14 protein-coding genes are annotated in these 15,562 nt (G+C 63.1%); 11 read left to right on the top strand and 3 right to left on the bottom strand.

Annotated elements, in window-relative coordinates; translation table 11 throughout:
* The first annotated feature begins 16 nt into the window (after positions 1-16).
* From Pla111_RS09585 to hemA, 3 genes are all read left to right on the top strand, one after another.
* Positions 17-1,027, top strand: coding sequence for a sigma-54 interaction domain-containing protein (locus Pla111_RS09585; RefSeq protein ID WP_231930929.1), 1,011 nt, complete (start codon positions 17-19; stop codon positions 1,025-1,027).
* Between the two features lie 64 nt (positions 1,028-1,091).
* A complete protein-coding gene (locus tag Pla111_RS09590; RefSeq protein WP_146573702.1) occupies positions 1,092-2,024 on the top strand; it encodes a hypothetical protein in 933 nt (310 codons plus the stop codon).
* A gap of 117 nt (positions 2,025-2,141) precedes the next feature.
* Positions 2,142-3,419: a glutamyl-tRNA reductase gene (gene hemA, locus Pla111_RS09595; protein WP_146573704.1), complete on the top strand. Its 1,278-nt coding sequence runs from the start codon at positions 2,142-2,144 to the stop codon at positions 3,417-3,419.
* A 64-nt stretch (positions 3,420-3,483) separates the two neighbouring features.
* On the opposite strand, the gene Pla111_RS17215 is transcribed toward hemA, so the two are convergent.
* Genes Pla111_RS17215 through Pla111_RS09610 form a run of 3 tightly spaced genes read right to left on the bottom strand, consistent with a single transcriptional unit; the run spans position 3,484 to position 5,224 of the window.
* Positions 3,484-3,960 (bottom strand): hypothetical protein, encoded by a 477-nt coding sequence (locus tag Pla111_RS17215; protein ID WP_197524902.1) that lies wholly within the window; start codon positions 3,958-3,960, stop codon positions 3,484-3,486.
* 29 nt (positions 3,961-3,989) lie between these two features.
* Positions 3,990-4,685 carry an SMC-Scp complex subunit ScpB gene (gene scpB, locus Pla111_RS09605; RefSeq protein WP_197524903.1) on the bottom strand — a complete coding sequence of 232 codons (696 nt, stop codon included), beginning with the start codon at positions 4,683-4,685 and terminating at the stop codon, positions 3,990-3,992.
* A gap of 59 nt (positions 4,686-4,744) precedes the next feature.
* Entirely contained in the window at positions 4,745-5,224 is a 480-nt protein-coding gene (locus Pla111_RS09610) for a hypothetical protein (protein WP_146573708.1), read from the bottom strand.
* A 189-nt stretch (positions 5,225-5,413) separates the two neighbouring features.
* On the opposite strand from Pla111_RS09610, the gene Pla111_RS09615 reads away from it, so the two are divergent.
* From Pla111_RS09615 to Pla111_RS09650, 8 genes are all read left to right on the top strand, one after another.
* A complete protein-coding gene (locus tag Pla111_RS09615) occupies positions 5,414-6,583 on the top strand; it encodes a cysteine desulfurase family protein (protein WP_146573710.1) in 1,170 nt (389 codons plus the stop codon).
* 90 nt (positions 6,584-6,673) lie between these two features.
* On the top strand, positions 6,674-7,873 hold the full coding sequence (locus Pla111_RS09620) for a helix-turn-helix domain-containing protein (protein ID WP_146573712.1): 1,200 nt from the start codon (positions 6,674-6,676) through the stop codon (positions 7,871-7,873).
* Between the two features lie 327 nt (positions 7,874-8,200).
* On the top strand, positions 8,201-9,349 hold the full coding sequence (dnaN, locus tag Pla111_RS09625) for a DNA polymerase III subunit beta (protein ID WP_146573714.1): 1,149 nt from the start codon (positions 8,201-8,203) through the stop codon (positions 9,347-9,349).
* Positions 9,349-9,750: a DciA family protein gene (locus tag Pla111_RS09630; RefSeq protein WP_146573716.1), complete on the top strand. Its 402-nt coding sequence runs from the start codon at positions 9,349-9,351 to the stop codon at positions 9,748-9,750. The genes dnaN and Pla111_RS09630 overlap by 1 nt, the downstream gene beginning before the upstream one ends.
* A 116-nt stretch (positions 9,751-9,866) precedes the next feature.
* Positions 9,867-12,356, top strand: coding sequence for a DNA gyrase subunit B (locus Pla111_RS09635; protein ID WP_146573718.1), 2,490 nt, complete (start codon positions 9,867-9,869; stop codon positions 12,354-12,356).
* Positions 12,357-12,481: 125 nt separating this feature from the next.
* Complete coding sequence (locus tag Pla111_RS09640; RefSeq protein WP_197524904.1) at positions 12,482-13,519, top strand: formylglycine-generating enzyme family protein; 1,038 nt, start codon at positions 12,482-12,484, stop codon at positions 13,517-13,519.
* Between the two features lie 145 nt (positions 13,520-13,664).
* A complete protein-coding gene (locus Pla111_RS09645) occupies positions 13,665-15,002 on the top strand; it encodes a TolC family protein (RefSeq protein WP_146573720.1) in 1,338 nt (445 codons plus the stop codon).
* A gap of 105 nt (positions 15,003-15,107) precedes the next feature.
* On the top strand, positions 15,108-15,497 hold the full coding sequence (locus Pla111_RS09650; protein WP_146573722.1) for a hypothetical protein: 390 nt from the start codon (positions 15,108-15,110) through the stop codon (positions 15,495-15,497).
* Positions 15,498-15,562 lie beyond the last annotated feature (65 nt).

Below are 15,562 nucleotides of genomic sequence, written 5' to 3' on the forward strand. Positions count from 1 at the left end.
CGGTGCCAGCAGCGCGATGCGGGCGGTCTATGGCATCACACGCCAGGTCTCCACCAGCCGGGCCTCGGTCTTGCTGCTCGGCGAGACGGGGAGCGGTAAGGAGCTGATCGCCCGCGCCATCCACGAGCTCAGCGACCGCAAGCGGAGACCCTTTGTGCGGGTCAACTGCGGTGCCTTGAGCGAGAATCTGCTGGAGAGCGAGCTCTTTGGGCACGTGCGGGGCTCGTTTACCGGGGCGATCGACAACCGCACGGGCCGCTTCGAGGCGGCCCACACCGGCACGATTTTTCTCGACGAGATCAACAGCACCACACCGCTGCTCCAGGTGAAACTGCTCCGCGTTCTCCAAGAGCAAGAGTTCGAGCGGGTGGGCGACACGCAAACCGTTCGGGTGGATACGCGGGTTGTCGCTGCCAGCAACCGCGACCTGCAAGAAGAAGCCGCCGAGGGTCGGTTCCGCGAGGACCTCTATTATCGCCTGAACGTGGTGCCAATCTATCTGCCCCCGCTGCGCGAACGGCGTGAGGATATCCCGTCGCTCGTGACCCACTTCCTGAACGTCTACAACGAAGAGAACGATCGCTACGTGGTCCACATCGATCCGCGGGCGATGGAAGCGCTGCAGGAGTACCACTGGCCCGGCAACGTGCGCGAGCTGCAGAACTACGTGGAACGGGCCGTGGTCATGGCCACGGGTGACGAGCTGACGCACGAGCTGCTGCCTGCCGTTGTCCGGGGAGACAACGGCACGCCGACCCGTGCGTTTCGCAAGTACGACTTTGATTCGCTCGCGGTGCAATTGGTTCACGAGGGGCTCTCGACCGCCGACGACGAATCGACCGACCTCCACTCACGGGTTGTCGATCGGGTTGAAAAGGAAGTGATCGCCCAGGTGCTTTCTCAATGCGACGGCATTCAAATCAAGGCGGCGCAGCGGCTGGGCATCAACCGCAATACCCTCCACAAGAAGATCAAGGATTACGGCCTCGACAGCGGCGAGAACGGCGCTAGCGACAAGGCCGGGTAAGCCGAGGAAGAATCTTCGCCACGCCGGCCGCCGTTCCTCAACGATTCTCTCAGCAGCGGACCCCATGGACCTCACGCGCGTCACCGTCTTCTGCTTCAGTGCGAGCTACTTGGTGGCGCTCGCAGCGGAGTCGATCGGCCTGTTCGCCAGGCAGCGCGGCTGGGTGCTGGGAAGCCGGCGGGCGGTGGCCATCGGCTTTACTATGGCCGGTGCGATCGCCCATGCGGTTTACCTGTCGCTCCGCGCGCGCGGCCAAGCAACGCCGCTCTCCAGCCCCCAAGATTGGTACCTGTTGGCGGCGCTCGCCCTGGTGGCCGTGTATCTTGCCGCGTTGTTCAACGCCCGCCGGTGGACGCTTGGGCTGTTCCTGTTGCCGGCGGTGCTCGCGCTGATCGGCGTTTCGCGAACCGCCAGCGCCGAGCCGTTCACCGCCGAGCGGGCATCGTTCTTCTGGGGACAGGCCCACGGCTGGCTGCTGCTGACCGCCACCGTGGCGGTCACGCTCGGCTTCTTGTTCGGCGTGATGCAGCTGGTTCAGGACCGCCGGCTGAAGGCCAAACTGCCCCCGACCGCCGGCTTCGCCCTGCCGAGTCTCGAATGGCTTGAAGCGGCGGGCTCGCGGGCCGCGATCGTTTCGGCGTGGGCCGTGGGCGGCGGATTCGCTTCGGGGCTCGTCCTGACTACGCTGAAAGTATTGGCCCGACAACCGTCGGCCAACGCAGCCTACAGCGTCTGGACGGATCCGGTGGTATTAGCCTTGGGGATCCTGCTCGCGTGGCTCATCGCGGCGGTTGTGTGGCGGTCTCGGCAGGCCGCAGCCGGCCACGGAGCCAACTCGGCTTGGCTCGCGGTGGCGTCGTTCGTACTGATGGCGGTGACACTCTCGACGGTCACGCTGCTCGGTGCGGCCCACGGGCCCGCCGCGCGAGGCACCCCCTCAGGACCCCCACCGAGTGGTCTTAGCGTACCAGCGGTCGATGCCGGTCCCGTTGGCTAACGCTCGGCAGATGATCCCGATCGGTTTGCCGGCGCGCTCTACCGATTGACGACACTCACGTTGCGCCAAGCAGTCACTCCCCCCGTCTCACCGCCCCCCTCGCCACCTGATCACCCGATGAAACTCCGGATGGTAGGCTGCTCGCACCATCGCTCGGGGGCGGCGGTGCGCGAACAGCTCGCCTTTACCGCGGAGCAAGCCGAAGAGACCCTGGCGCGCTGGCGGCAGACTTTGCCTGAAGCTGAGGGTGTGCTCCTCTCGACGTGCAATCGGGTCGAGTTTTACGCGGCGACGGCGAGCGATCGCCTGCCCCCCTGCCCGGCACTCATCGCGCGGCATCTGGCCGAGGCCCACAATATCCCCGTGGACACCGTGCGGCCCCACCTGGTGACGCTGCGCGACGAGGAGGCGGTCGAGCATCTGTTTCGGGTCGCCGCGAGCCTCGACAGCATGGTGCTCGGCGAACCGCAGATCCTGGCCCAGGTGAAAGAGGCTTACGAACGCGCTCAGCGGGTCGATGCGGCCGGGCCGGTCACGCACGAGTGCTTCCAGCGCGCAATCCGCGTGGCCCGGCGTGTCGCAACTGAGACCGACCTGCACAAACATCGGGTCAGCATCCCGAGCATCGCAATCTCTGACTTTGCCGCACAGATCTTTGAACGCTTCGATGACAAGCAGGTAGTCGTGCTGGGCGCGGGCGAGATGGCCGACGAAACGCTCCGCTACTTAACGGATCGGGGCGTCCGGCGGCCGGTCATTGCCAACCGCAGCCCAAGCCGCGCCGAACAGCTGGCGGCACAATGGGGTGGGGTGGCCGCGTCGCTCGACGATCGGTACGAGCTGCTCGCTCAGGCGGATCTCGTGATCGGCGCTACGGCAGCGGGCGAAGCGATCGTGCGGCTCGAACCGTTCCGCAAACAGGTGTCGGAGATCCGCGGGCAGCGGCCCCTGTTTCTGCTCGACCTCTCGATGCCGCGCGACTTTGAAACGGCCATCGGCGAAGAGCCGGGCGTTTATCTGTACTCGATCGATGATCTGACCGCCGCTTGCGAGCAGAACCGGCACGCCCGCCGCAAAGAGCTTCCGCGCGCCGAGCGGATCATCGGCGAAGAGCGTGAGCGCTTCTTCATCGACGCACGCCATCGCGTGTCGGCACCCATTATCGCGCGGCTGCGAGAAGGGCTCGACGCTCCTAAACAAGATGAACTGGAACGCCTCTTCAACAAGTTGCCGAATCTGGACAGCCAAGCACGTCTTGAAATCGAGCGTTTTGCGGACCGATTGGTCAACAAGATGCTCCATCCGCCGATGGAATCGCTCCGCGACGAATCACGTACCGGATCTCCCCACAGCTTGCTGCAAGCGCTGAGTCGGCTGTTCCAGTTGAAGGACTAAGGCTCTCGCAGCCACTCTCACAAGACGTCCCGGACCGCGCAGTGGTGGGGCGTCTCGAAGACGTTCACTCGTCGTCTTCGTACTCCTCTTCGTCTTCATCTTCCTCTTCGTCGTCCTCGAATTCGTCTTCCTCTTCGTCTTCGTACTCGTACTCCTCGTCTTCATCCTCCTCTACTTCTTCGCCTACTTCATCTTCTTCCTCTTCGTCGTCGTCGACTTCCTCCCACTCATCTTCGTCGTCGTCTTCATATTCTTCATCGTCCTCTAGCTCGTCTTCATCTTCCTCGTCGTCCTCTAGTTCTTCTTCGTCGTCCTCCTCGTCATCGTCTTCGTACTCTTCGTCGTCCTCTAGCTCGTCCTCGTCCTCGTCCTCATCTTCCTCATCTTCGTCGTAGTACTCGTACTCGTCGTCGTCATCTTCGACGGGCGAGAACGCATAGGGGCTCAGTTGCTCCCGCAGCGAACCGTCGGCCGCTAGGGTCGAAGCTTCTTCTGCGCGGGTCGATAACAACGCAGCGGTGATGGGCGACGTCGTGGTCATGGCCTTCGGGTCTCTTCCGGTCGAGGGTGCTACAAGCTGACGGGAGCGTTTTGATTTGTCGGTTCTGAGGTTTCGGTGCTTTGCTTGGCGAGCGGCAACTCGGCAAGATTGCGCAGTCCAAAAACTCGCAGGAATCGATTGGTTGTACCGTACACGAGCGGTTTGCCCAGCTCTCCTGATCGGCCGACGATACGCAGTAAATCGGCCTCCAGCAACTGCCGCAAGAGTTCACCGCAGCCGACACCCCGAATCGCCTCTATTTCTGCCCGCACCACGGGCTGCGTTCCGGCCACCACGGAGAGTGTTTCCAGGGCTGCCGGCGTGATCGAAAGACCCGGGGCAAGGCTTGCTTCGCTCGCAATCCAGGGAGCGTATTGTGGCTGGGTCAGCAACTGGAAGCCCCCTGCCACGGCTGCAATTTCCAGGCCGCTTCCACGCCGACGATAGCGTTCGACAAGCGTTTCGATGGCTTCACGGGCTTCGGAAGGGCCGCTGAGAGCGGCGGCAAGCGCGAGCTGGCGATCGGTCAACGGTTCGCTGGCAAGCCACAGCAATGCCTCCACGCGTGCCACACGCGTCTCGACAACGGGGGCTTCTGCTACTGAGCCGGATTTTGTCCGGCGGACAAACCTGTGCGTGCTGGGGCTCCTACCCCGGTCCCAGGCCGCGGCGTACGCGCGCGGTGCCAAACGCTGAATCCCGGTGATGGGCCGCCGGTTCTGCACGCGATTAAGCCTCCGGAAAACCGTAAAGGGCCTGACGATCGGGAAACGGGCACCCGCTGTTACCGGAGCGACTGAGCTTGAGCCGTCAGATTGCTGATCGCCTCGTCACGAGTCGCCCCAATCGCGTCCAAATGCCGATTTCCGAGCGCGCTCGGTACCGTCATGCTGGCACGGTGCAGGCCTTCATTTCCCCACGGAGCGACCCGCATCTCAGGAAGCTCAGCAGAAGCGGGCGGTGCCGACGCCGTATCGAAACCAACGGTCTGGAGCTGATCGTCGTACAGGGGTGCTTCGCCCGCGTTCATGTTCGGTCCCGCGCTCGCGATCGGCAGAGCGTTGGCGGTGCTCGTTGACGACATCGGCGTTGGCGCTGAGGCCTCCCACCGCTGCTGAACCAAGGCCATCGCTTGATCGATGTGATCGGCAAGCTGATCGGCGGGGGGGCCATAGCGGTACGCGGCCAGCGATCCAACCGCCAACGTGCCCGCCATAATTGTCAGTCGATAAAAAGTTTGCAGCGAAGATTCTACTTTGGCCATCGTTATCGACGGGGGGGCTAGAGAAATGGGCTCTTGAGCGTGGTAAACCCCTGCGCCTGCGCACCTGGGGGCGAATCGCTGTGGGCGCTGCGGACGCTAGAAACCCGAGCAAAATGCTGCAAGACCGGCTCGCACCGAGGAATCGGCGGGCTAAGAGCGCACTGACCTCGCGGCGTCTATACTCAGCGGATGGCCCGCACGATTTACCTCGATCACAACTCCACAACGCCGCTGTTACCGGCTGTGGCGGTGCGGTTGGCCGAAGCCCAGGCAGAAAACTACGCCAACCCCGCCAGCCAGCACTCCGAGGGACGGCGGGCTCGGCGGGCCCTGGAAGCAGCCCGCGAACGAATCACCAACCTGCTGGGGGGAGACGCCAGTTGCTTCGCTGCGGATCGACTCATTTTCACCAGCGGGGCTACTGAGGCCAACACGCTAGCACTGCGGGGACTCGCCGGCCCGCCGGGGGGGGCGGTCTTGATCTCGGCGATCGAGCATCCGAGCGTCTCAGAAACGGCCGACCAGATGCTCCGCGAGGGCTACCGCATCGAGCGGATCGGCGTCAACGCTCACGGCGTAGTGCAGCTGGACGAACTCGATCGGTTGCTAGCGGAGGTTCCCAACGTGCGTTTGGTAAGCGTCATGCTTGCCAACAACGAGACCGGCGTGATTCAGCCGGTGGGAGAAGTCGTGGCGCGCTGCGCTGCGGCGGGCGTGCCGGTCCACACCGATGCGGTCCAGGTGGTGGGCAAACTGCCGGTGGGATTCCGCGCTCTGGGGGTCGCGGCGCTCAGCTTTACGGCCCACAAGTTCCACGGTCCGCGGGGAGTGGGCGGGCTCTTGGTGGGGGCCAGCCTATCGCTCACGCCCCTGCTCCACGGGGGGCCCCAACAGGCCGGGCTGCGTCCAGGCACCGAGGCGGTTGATCTGGCGATCGGCGCGCAAGCGGCCCTTGAGGCTTGGTATGACGAGGCGGCGGAGCGCGCCGCGCGGCTCGCAGGATTACAGCGCCGTTTTGAGACGGGTCTTAAAAATCGGGGGGTTCCTCTCCGCGTGTGGGGGTCCGAAACCGACCGGCTCCCGCACACCAGTTGCTTGTCGTTTGACGGGTTCGACCGACAAGCCTTGATGATGGCACTCGACCTTGCCGGGATAGCCTGTTCAACCGGATCGGCCTGCGCAAGCGGTTCAAGCGAGCCGTCGCCGACGCTGATTGCGATGGGTCTTTCGGCCGAGCAAATCAGGGGGGCTCTGCGGTTCAGTTGGGGGGCTCTGACCACGACGGCCCACATTGACCGGGCGGTGGATCGTATCTGTCAGACAATTAACGACTTACGACTTTCTTCTCAGCGGACTTAAGCGGATGGGCGAGACTCCCTTTCGGGGCGTTTTTCCGGTAGAATTCGGCTCGCCTCACAGGTGGCTCGAGCGTGCCCGCCAGCCCCCGCGATGCGTGTTCTCTCCTGTGCCGGATCGCTTGTGTCGCAAGTCAGTACCCTGCTGTTGCCCGCCGGGCCCGATCCGGTCGCTCTGAGCGGCTTGATGCCGCGATGGGGTCGCAACGGTAAGGAACTGCGGACGGCGAACGACGAGCCGCTGCCCAACCCGGCTGGATGGTGTCTCTTCGGGCCCGAAAACCGGCTCGTGGAAGGTGTCGCCAAGCAGCTCTTGGCAGCGGCGAACGATGCGCTCACACGCGCTGCGGTTCAACGCTGGAACCCGCTGCTGCTAGTCGGTCCGACCGGTTGTGGAAAATCGCTGCTGGCCGCGGCCGTGGCCAATGCCTGGTCCCAGCCCCCCGCAGATGGTGACCAAACTAAGCCAAGGCATGTGTTGCGGATGTCGTTGACCGATTTCCGCCGCTTGGCCGACTCCGCGATCCGCGAAGATCGGGTCCAAGCTTTCCGTCAGCGGATCAGGTCGGCCAACCTCTTGATCTTAGAGGATGTGCATCGGGCGGGCATGTCGCGGTGGTTGGCCGACGAGTTGGCAACCACGATCGATGCCCTTGTCGATGCACAGGCAATGGTGCTGATGACCTCGGCGGTTCCGGCGACTTCGGTCGTCGCGTTTGATCGTCGCATGGTTAGCCGCGCAGCGGGAGGTCTCTCGCTCGAGGTGGCGCTGCCTGAGGTGGGTACCCGCGGCGAGATACTCCGTCGATACGTGGAAGCCGCCGGCTATCGCATTGAAGACGACGCCCTCAGCCTGATCGCACGGCAACTTGGGGGCGACACGCGACAACTCGTCGCGACCGCCCGGCAGCTCTGCGAGCTTACCCCCTCGCGTCGGGCTGTCGGCGTGACGCACGTTGACGAGTGGCTAAACCGTCAGAGTGACACCGTTTCGCCCCCCGTGCGCGAGATCGCCAAGCTGGTGGCCCGGCGTCTGCGACAACCGCTCCGCGAACTGCGCAGCCCTTCACGCCGCAAACCGGTGGTGTTCGCCCGCGCTGTGGCGATCTACCTCGCGCGACAGCTAACCCCGCTAAGTTACGAAGAGATCGGTCGCTTTTTTGGCGGCCGCGACCACACCACCATTGCTCACAATCACACGGTCATCGAAAGCCGACTCGCAGGCGACCACGAACTTCGTCAAACCGTGGAAGAATTACGAAATCAGCTTAACCTAACCGCCGCCAAACGGTAACGAATTGCACCGCTAAGCGAGTGGGGAAAAGCTGTTCACGCGCCGACAAAACCACGTTGATTGTCTGTCGCTCAGCCCGGTTTACCTCAAAATATTCGACACATCCAATCAGCATCGCGACACCTAACAAACATCCGGTGAACGGGTTATCCCCGCTCTTGATAGGTCCGTAAGTCGAACGAGACGTTTGCTTTACTTCCGCCGCGAGTCACCAAATCAACCTTCTCACGCACGAAGTAATAACAACAGATTTAATTTAGATAACTTCTTTCCTTTTACGGGCTCCAACATCGCTCGCGAGCGATCCCCGGTCCGCGTACGTCCAGCATGAAGATTACTTGCAACCGAGAACTTCTCTTGCAGGCGTTTCAGACCGTCCAAGCGGTCGCGCCTTCGCGAAGTCCTAAGCCAATTTTGCAGAGTGTTAAGCTCGAAGTCGGCACCGGCCGGACGGGGGAAGACTCTCCAGGTGCCCCCGCCACGCTCATCGCGACAGACCTGGAGGTCGCCATCCGTCACGCGGTTGAGGGAGTCGATACCGAGACACCCGGCGCGGTCATGCTGCCGGTTTCGCGGTTTGGCTCGATGCTCCGCGAGAGTAGCGACCCAACGTTTCGGATCGAGACCGAAGGGCAAAAAACCGTCATCCGCGGTGAGCGGAGCACGTTTCATTTGACCTCGGAGAATGCGGCCGAATTTCCCCCCGTCGCCACGTTCGACGGAGAGGCCTGTTACAAGGCCCCTGCCCGTTTGCTCAAGGAGATGATCCGTCGCACGATTTTTGCGACCGACAACGAGAGCAGCCGCTACGCATTGGGGGGTGTGAAGTTTGAGGCCGACGACGCGGGCGGGCTGATCGCGGTGGGGACCGACGGGCGCCGGCTGGCACGGATGCAGGGACCGATCGAAGTCGTGGGCGAACCCTCGCCGTTGGGAGAATCAACCATCGTCCCCAGTCGTTCGCTCCAGCTGATCGATCGGGTCTTATCAGCCGACGACGAGATCGTTCGGCTGGCGATCCGCGCGAGTGAGCTACAGGTGACAAGTCGGCGGGCTACGGTATCCACGCGTCTGCTCGAAGGACGATTCCCGAAGTGGCGAGATGTGTTCCCGCAGCGGATCGAGTCGGTCAAGATCGAACTAACTGTGGGACCGTTCTTTTCGGCGGTGCGTCAGGCCGCGATTGTGACGAGCGACGAAAGCCGGGGCATCGATTTTACGTTTGGCGAGGGGTCTTTGGTGCTGGCCGGTTCGGCCGCTGAGGTCGGTGAGTCGCGTGTCGAACTGCCAATCGCTTACGACGGTGCGCCGATCGTCATCACGCTCGACCCGCGTTTTATGATCGACTTTTTGAAGACCCTCGACGCGGAGACCTCGTTCACGCTGGACCTGGTCGATAGCGACGCCGCGGCTGTAGCGACCGTTGCGGATGGCTACGGATACGTCGTCATGCCGTTAGCGCGGGATCGTAGTTGATGTCGCCAGATAGTTCCTCGATTGATAGCGATTCGCTAGCCAAGCTAAGCGATCACACGAAGCGGGCAGTCTTGCAGCGTAAGCGTTTTTACGCGCGCAAACCGAAATCGATTGCCGATGTGATGGCTCGGCTTCTCGCCAAGCGAGGCTACGCGGCGATACGTAGCGACGAGGTGATCGGGGCGGCATGGGCGGAAGCCGTGGGGACAGCCGTGGCCCGCCGTTCGCGTGTTTCGACCTTCAGCCGGGGCCAGCTCGAGGTGATCGTGAGCAGCAGCGCAATCGTACAAGAGTTGCAATTCGATCAGTCACGCCTCCTTGAGTCGCTCCGCCGAATCGTTCCCGATGCCAAGATCACGTCGCTCCGGCTGCGTGTAGGCCGACTCGAGTCGCCCCGTTAATTTTTCAACCGCGATCACCATCTCTAACTTTTCCGAAAACCGACGAACTCTGGTTCGTTGAAATTCGATCACCTTGAGCCGTTACGAAAGTATCGGCGAGCGAAGTAACGAGCACCATGGCACAAGCCAACAGCGAATACGGTCAAGAAGATCTCGAGCACCTCTCCGATCTGGAACACGTCCGTGAGCGGCCGAGTATGTACATCGGCGACACGACCGGGCGTGGTTTGCACCACTTGGTTTATGAAGTCGTCGATAACTCGATCGACGAAGCCATGGCGTCTTACGCCACTGAGGTGAAGGTCACGATCAATCCGGATGATTCGATCACGGTCGAAGACGACGGGCGCGGGATTCCGGTCGAGAAACACGAGCAGCTTTCCGAACAGATGGGCCGCGACGTCAGCACGCTTGAAGGCGTGATGACCGTGCTCAAGTTCGGCGGCAAGTTCAGCAAGGGGGCTTACCAAACCTCCGGCGGTCTGCACGGAGTCGGCGTGACGGTCGTGAACTTTCTTTCCGAGTTTGCCGAGGTTGAGGTCTGCCGAGAGGGTGCCGTCCATCACCAAGAGTACGAACGGGGTATTCCGAAAGGTCCCGTGCGGCGCGCGGGTTCCAGTGACAAGCGGGGAACCAAGACCACGTTCAAACCCGACCCGCAGATCTTTCAGACCACCAAGTACAGCTACTCGACGCTGCTCAAGCGGCTGCAGGAGTTGGCGTTTCTCAATCGCGGGGTGCGGATCACGATCGGCGACGCGCGCACCGGCGATAGCGAGACCTTCTGCTATGAAGACGGTATCCGCGAGTTTGTTAAGCATCTGAATCGTGCCAGTGAGACCGTCCACCCGGAGGTGATGTACGCCGCCGGTGAACAGGACGGTGTCGAGATCGAGGTGGCCATCCAGTACTCGGGCGAGTACACGGAGAACGTTCACACGTATGTGAACAATATCAACACCACCGAGGGCGGCACGCACCTTAGCGGCTTCCGTGCGGCGCTGACCCGAACGCTCAACAACTACGGCAAGAAAGAGAACATCTTTAAGGACCCGACCCCCACGGGCGAGGATTTTCGCGAAGGACTCACCGCAGTCATCTCTTGCCGCGTACCGCACCCACAGTTCGAGGGTCAAACCAAAACCAAGCTCGGTAACAGCGAGGTCGAGGGGATCGTCAACACGCTGGTAGGCGAATACCTGCAGAAGTACTTCGAGGAGAATCCCCGCACGGCCAAGGCGATCGCCAAGAAGGGACTTGTCGCAGCGGAAGCACGCGAGAGCGCTCGCAAGGCGCGCCAGCTCATCCGCGAGCGGAAAGGTGCGCTCGGCGGCGGGAGCCTGCCCGGCAAGCTGCGCGACTGCTCCAGCAAAGAGGTCGACAAGTGCGAGCTCTATCTCGTAGAGGGCGATTCGGCCGGCGGCCCCGCCGAGGGCGGACGACGCCGCGAGTTTCAGGCGATCCTGCCGCTGCGGGGCAAGATCATCAACGCCTACAAGAGCCGCGAAGACAAGGTGTTGGCCAACGAAGAGATCCGGAGCATGATCGCCGCTATCGGTGCCGGCATCGGTGCCGAGCAAGACGTCACGAAGCGCCGGTACGGTCGCGTCGTCATCATGACCGACGCCGATGTCGATGGATCGCACATCCGTACGCTGCTGCTGACGTTCTTCTATCGCCAGATGTACGACCTCGTGGCGAAGGGGCACGTCTACGTCGCGCAGCCGCCGCTGTTCCGCGTGCGGAAGGGCAAGCAGCCCGCCCGTTACGTGCAGACCGAAGAAGAGATGCGTGGCCAGCTTCTTGAACTGGGCCTCGGCGAGAGCCTGCTCGAATCGAGCGAAGGCATCTCGATCGAGGGCGAAGCCATGAGCAAGCTCGTCCGCACCCTGGCGGCGATGGAAGAAGCGCTCTTGCAGCTCGAGCGTCGCGGTGTGTCGCTCAAGATTCACGCCGAGCGACAAGACGCGGAGACCGGCAAACTGCCGGTGTTTCATGTGTTTCTCGGGACCGCCGAGCACTGGTTTACCAATCGTGCCGAGCTCGACGAGTTCATCGAGCAGCAAGAGAGTTCGGGCGGTGAGCTCATCATCGACATGGGTGGCCCCGTCATGCAGACCGAGGAGTTGGCCGGCGGCGATGCGGGCACCGACGGAGCCGCCACGGTCGAAAAGCGCCGTGTGCGAGTTGTCGAGCTGCACGAGGTGCGGACGATCAACACCCTGCTGGGTGATCTTTCGGCGATGGGATTCGAGGTAGACGCCCTCATCCCTCAGGAACGCACCGGCGAAGAGATCAGTCGCTTCACGCTCCGCCGTGGCGAGAACGAGTCGAGCCTCGATGACCTCCGCGGCTTGCCCGCTGCGATCCGAGCGGCCGGTGAGCGGGGTCTGCAAATCATCCGCTTCAAGGGCCTGGGCGAAATGAACGCCGAAGAGCTCCGCGACACCACGCTCGATCCGGCCGCCCGCACGCTCATGCGGGTTACCATGGAAGACGCCGGTGCCGCGGACGAGTTGTTCCGCGTGCTCATGGGCGATCAAGTGGAACCCCGGCGCGAGTTCATCCAAAAGCACGCGTTGGATGTAAAGAACCTCGATGTTTGAGGTTTGCCCCCCGCCGCGCAGAGCGCGGCCTATAATGTGGGGAATGCCTGCCCACCAACCGAGCGAGCCCTTTACGCATGATTGCTCCGGCAACGATGAAATCGGCAACCCCGAGGTTCATCGCGATGGTTGTCGTGTTGTGCGCGACAACGGCTTGGTCAGATGCCGTGCCGTCACCGCCCGAGGCGGCGCAACCGGCTCCCCCTGCCCCCGGCATGGTGTGGATCGCAGGGGGCGAGTTCAGCATGGGGACCGACAGTCCCGATAGCTTTCCCAATGAGCGTCCGGCGCATCCGGTGCGCGTCTCGGGATTTTGGATGGATGCCACACCGGTGACCAACGCGGAGTTTGCCAATTTCGTCGAGGCGACCGGCTACAAGACCATCGCCGAGCGACCGGTCGATTGGGAGGAACTCAAGAAGCAGGTCCCTCCCGGAACGCCCAAGCCCCCGGCGGACGTTCTCCAGCCCGGCTCTTTGGTGTTTGTTCCGCCGGCGCATCCGGTGCCTTTGCAGGACATGAGCCGCTGGTGGTCGTGGACGACGGGCGCTGACTGGCGGCATCCCGAGGGGCCGGACAGCACCAATGAAGGCCGCGAGGCGTATCCGGTCACCCAGATCGCCTGGGATGACGCGGTTGCTTATGCCGAATGGGCCGGTAAACGCCTGCCCACCGAGGCGGAGTGGGAGTACGCGGCCCACGGCGGCTCGACAACTCGTTACCACTGGGGCGACGAGTTTATGCCGACGGGGAAGCACATGGCCAACACGTTCACGGGCAAGTTTCCCTACAAGAACACGATCGAGGACGGTTTTGAGCTGACCTCGCCCGTGCGAGCGTTCCCGCCCAACGGTTACGGGCTGTACGACATGGCGGGGAACACCTGGGAGTGGACCGGTGATCGATACCGCGAGGACCGCCACGTTCGTCTTCAGAAGCGCGGGCTGGTGATTGATCCGTCGAGCCCCGCCAAGACCTTTGATCCCACCGATCCACGGAGCGAGCGGCGAGTCATCAAAGGGGGTTCTTTCTTGTGCCATGTCGATTACTGCGAGAGCTATCGTCCCTCCGCGCGACGAGGGACGCCGCCCGACACGGGCTCGGCCCACGTAGGTTTTCGTTGCGTGATCTCCGCGACGCCTGCGGTGCCAGCAGCCGATTAAGAACGCTCTTGCGCGCTTTGTTGGTTTGGTGCAAATGCAGGGGGCGATGTCAAGCTGTGACGGCTGTAAAGCCGCAAACGGCCCGGCAAGCCGCTAGAACCGATACAACGGTTGTCAGCCGTTGTCTCCTGCGAGTCTGCCTCCCGTGCTACGAATCCGCCCTGGCTTGGTGTGCCTGTTGTCGCTTGGGTTGATGCTCGGCGAAGCTCGCTGTGTTGCGCAGCAAGCTTCCCCGGAACTTGCCGAGACAGCGCTGACCGCCCCGCTCGCTGCCGAGCCGGTGTTGCGGGAAGGCGACCTCTCGGGCGGTGCCCTGACGCTGACAACGGTCGAAGAGCTGGCGATCGGGGCGAGCGCCTCGCTGCAGGCGATCGAGGCGCGCGTGCGAGCGGCACGCTGGCACTGCTTGCAGGTGGGATTACGCCCCAACCCCTCGGTGGGCTACGTCGCCGCGGAAGTTGGCAACGAAGGCCTGGCGGGTCAGCAGGGCGCGTTTGTCAGCCAGCAGTTTGTCCGCGGGGGCAAACTCACGTACGCTCAAGCCGTGGCGAGCAAAGAGGCCCGTCGACTCGAACAAGAATTCGGCGTGGAACGGATGCGTCTGCTGACGGACGTCCGCACGGCCTACTACGATGCCTACCTTGCACAGCTCGAGGTCGAGCTTTCCGAGCGGCTGACCGAACTGAGTCGCCGCGCTTCGGAGGCATCGCGGCGGCTGCTTGAGGCCGGCGAGGGGAAGCGGACCGACGCTCTGCTCGCCGAGATCGAAGCGCAACGCGCCGACGCCTCGCGCCGCAGCGCGAACCAGCTGCTGCTTGCTAGCTGGCGGCGGCTTGCACCGCTCACTGGCTTGTCGGCAACTCCTCAGCCGCTTAATGCCGACCGAGACGCCCTGCTCCGCGAAACCGACTGGGCAACTACCCAGACACAGATCCTGGCAACCAGTCCCGAGCTGGCAGCGCGTCTTGCTGCGATCGATCGAGCCCGCTGCGAGGTTGCCTACCAGCGATCCGTCGCGGTGCCCGACGTGTCAACGCAGTTCTCGGTGCAGTACGACGACTCAACCAATTACACGGTTGCCGGCGTGCAGATTGGCGTGCCGCTACAGATCTGGAACCGCAACCAGGGCGCGATCGGGCGGGCTCAGGCCGAGCTTACGGCAGCCCAACGAGATCTGGAGGCAAAGGAGCAGACGCTCGAACGCGAGTTGGCTGCCGTCTACGGCCGATTCCAGGCGGCGCGTGAGCGGGCCGAGGCGCTGAGCAAAGAAGTTTTGCCCCGCGCGCAAGAGAATCTCGATCTCGCCGCCGAGGGCTACCAGGCGGGAGAGATTAATTTTCTCGACCTACTGACAGTCCAGCGGACCTTTTTCGAGGTGAATCTTGAGTCGCTGGCCGCCCTGCGCGAACTGAATACCACCGCCCAGTTGCTGCGGGGCGGGCTATTGGCCGGCAGCGGAGCTACAAGTTCGGAAGGCCTCTGAGGCCCATTGGCATCGGCCGCGGGGGAGGCGCTCTGCTGCGGAGCCGACCGGGCTACCGAGCGGTTGCTCTAGCCACAGCACGCTCGGCAGCGGATAATGCGAACCATGCGTCCCTCCCTGTTGCTCCGCACGACCAGCCTGCTGCTACTGGCGGCAAGCTTCTATCAGCTCGGCAGTTCGCCGTGCGGATGCTGGGAGCACAGCGGATGGCACCACGCGCTGCAGAACGCCCCGCATGACCACCTTCCTGTGGGGGGGGACGAGCCGGCTCGTGCGGTTGAGGCTGACGACTGCCAGCATGCCCTGCCGTTTGTGGCAATCCTCAGGGATCGTGCCGAGCCGTCGCATGGGCCGAACCTCGTCGGCAATCCTTGGGCTGCTGAGGCTCCGACAGCGCTGACCGCCGCTGCGCGGATGGCTTCGCTCCCGCTTCGGTCTGCGCAGCCGATTGCCGCGCGCAACCTGTGCGCGGCTCCGCGCGTTTTGCGCTGCTAAAGGGCGTCGGTTTTGGGCCACGATGGGCCCTCTCTCTAGGTTCGGTCCGCGCACAACTCTTGTGG

Origin of the sequence: Botrimarina hoheduenensis, from assembly GCF_007859815.1 — a bacterium.
GTDB lineage: Bacteria > Planctomycetota > Planctomycetia > Pirellulales > Lacipirellulaceae > Botrimarina > Botrimarina hoheduenensis.

Bases quoted from the DNA above. Each gene is read 5' to 3' on its own strand.
- Pla111_RS09585 (WP_231930929.1), top strand. From the start codon at position 17: ATGCGGGCGGTCTATGGCATCACACGCCAGGTCTCCACCAGCCGGGCC.
- Pla111_RS09590 (WP_146573702.1), top strand. From the start codon at position 1,092: ATGGACCTCACGCGCGTCACCGTCTTCTGCTTCAGTGCGAGCTACTTG.
- hemA (WP_146573704.1), top strand. From the start codon at position 2,142: ATGAAACTCCGGATGGTAGGCTGCTCGCACCATCGCTCGGGGGCGGCG.
- Pla111_RS17215 (WP_197524902.1), bottom strand. From the start codon at position 3,960: ATGACCACGACGTCGCCCATCACCGCTGCGTTGTTATCGACCCGCGCA.
- Pla111_RS09610 (WP_146573708.1), bottom strand. From the start codon at position 5,224: ATGGCCAAAGTAGAATCTTCGCTGCAAACTTTTTATCGACTGACAATT.
- Pla111_RS09615 (WP_146573710.1), top strand. From the start codon at position 5,414: ATGGCCCGCACGATTTACCTCGATCACAACTCCACAACGCCGCTGTTA.
- Pla111_RS09620 (WP_146573712.1), top strand. From the start codon at position 6,674: ATGCGTGTTCTCTCCTGTGCCGGATCGCTTGTGTCGCAAGTCAGTACC.
- dnaN (WP_146573714.1), top strand. From the start codon at position 8,201: ATGAAGATTACTTGCAACCGAGAACTTCTCTTGCAGGCGTTTCAGACC.
- Pla111_RS09630 (WP_146573716.1), top strand. From the start codon at position 9,349: ATGTCGCCAGATAGTTCCTCGATTGATAGCGATTCGCTAGCCAAGCTA.
- Pla111_RS09635 (WP_146573718.1), top strand. From the start codon at position 9,867: ATGGCACAAGCCAACAGCGAATACGGTCAAGAAGATCTCGAGCACCTC.
- Pla111_RS09640 (WP_197524904.1), top strand. From the start codon at position 12,482: ATGGTTGTCGTGTTGTGCGCGACAACGGCTTGGTCAGATGCCGTGCCG.
- Pla111_RS09650 (WP_146573722.1), top strand. From the start codon at position 15,108: ATGCGTCCCTCCCTGTTGCTCCGCACGACCAGCCTGCTGCTACTGGCG.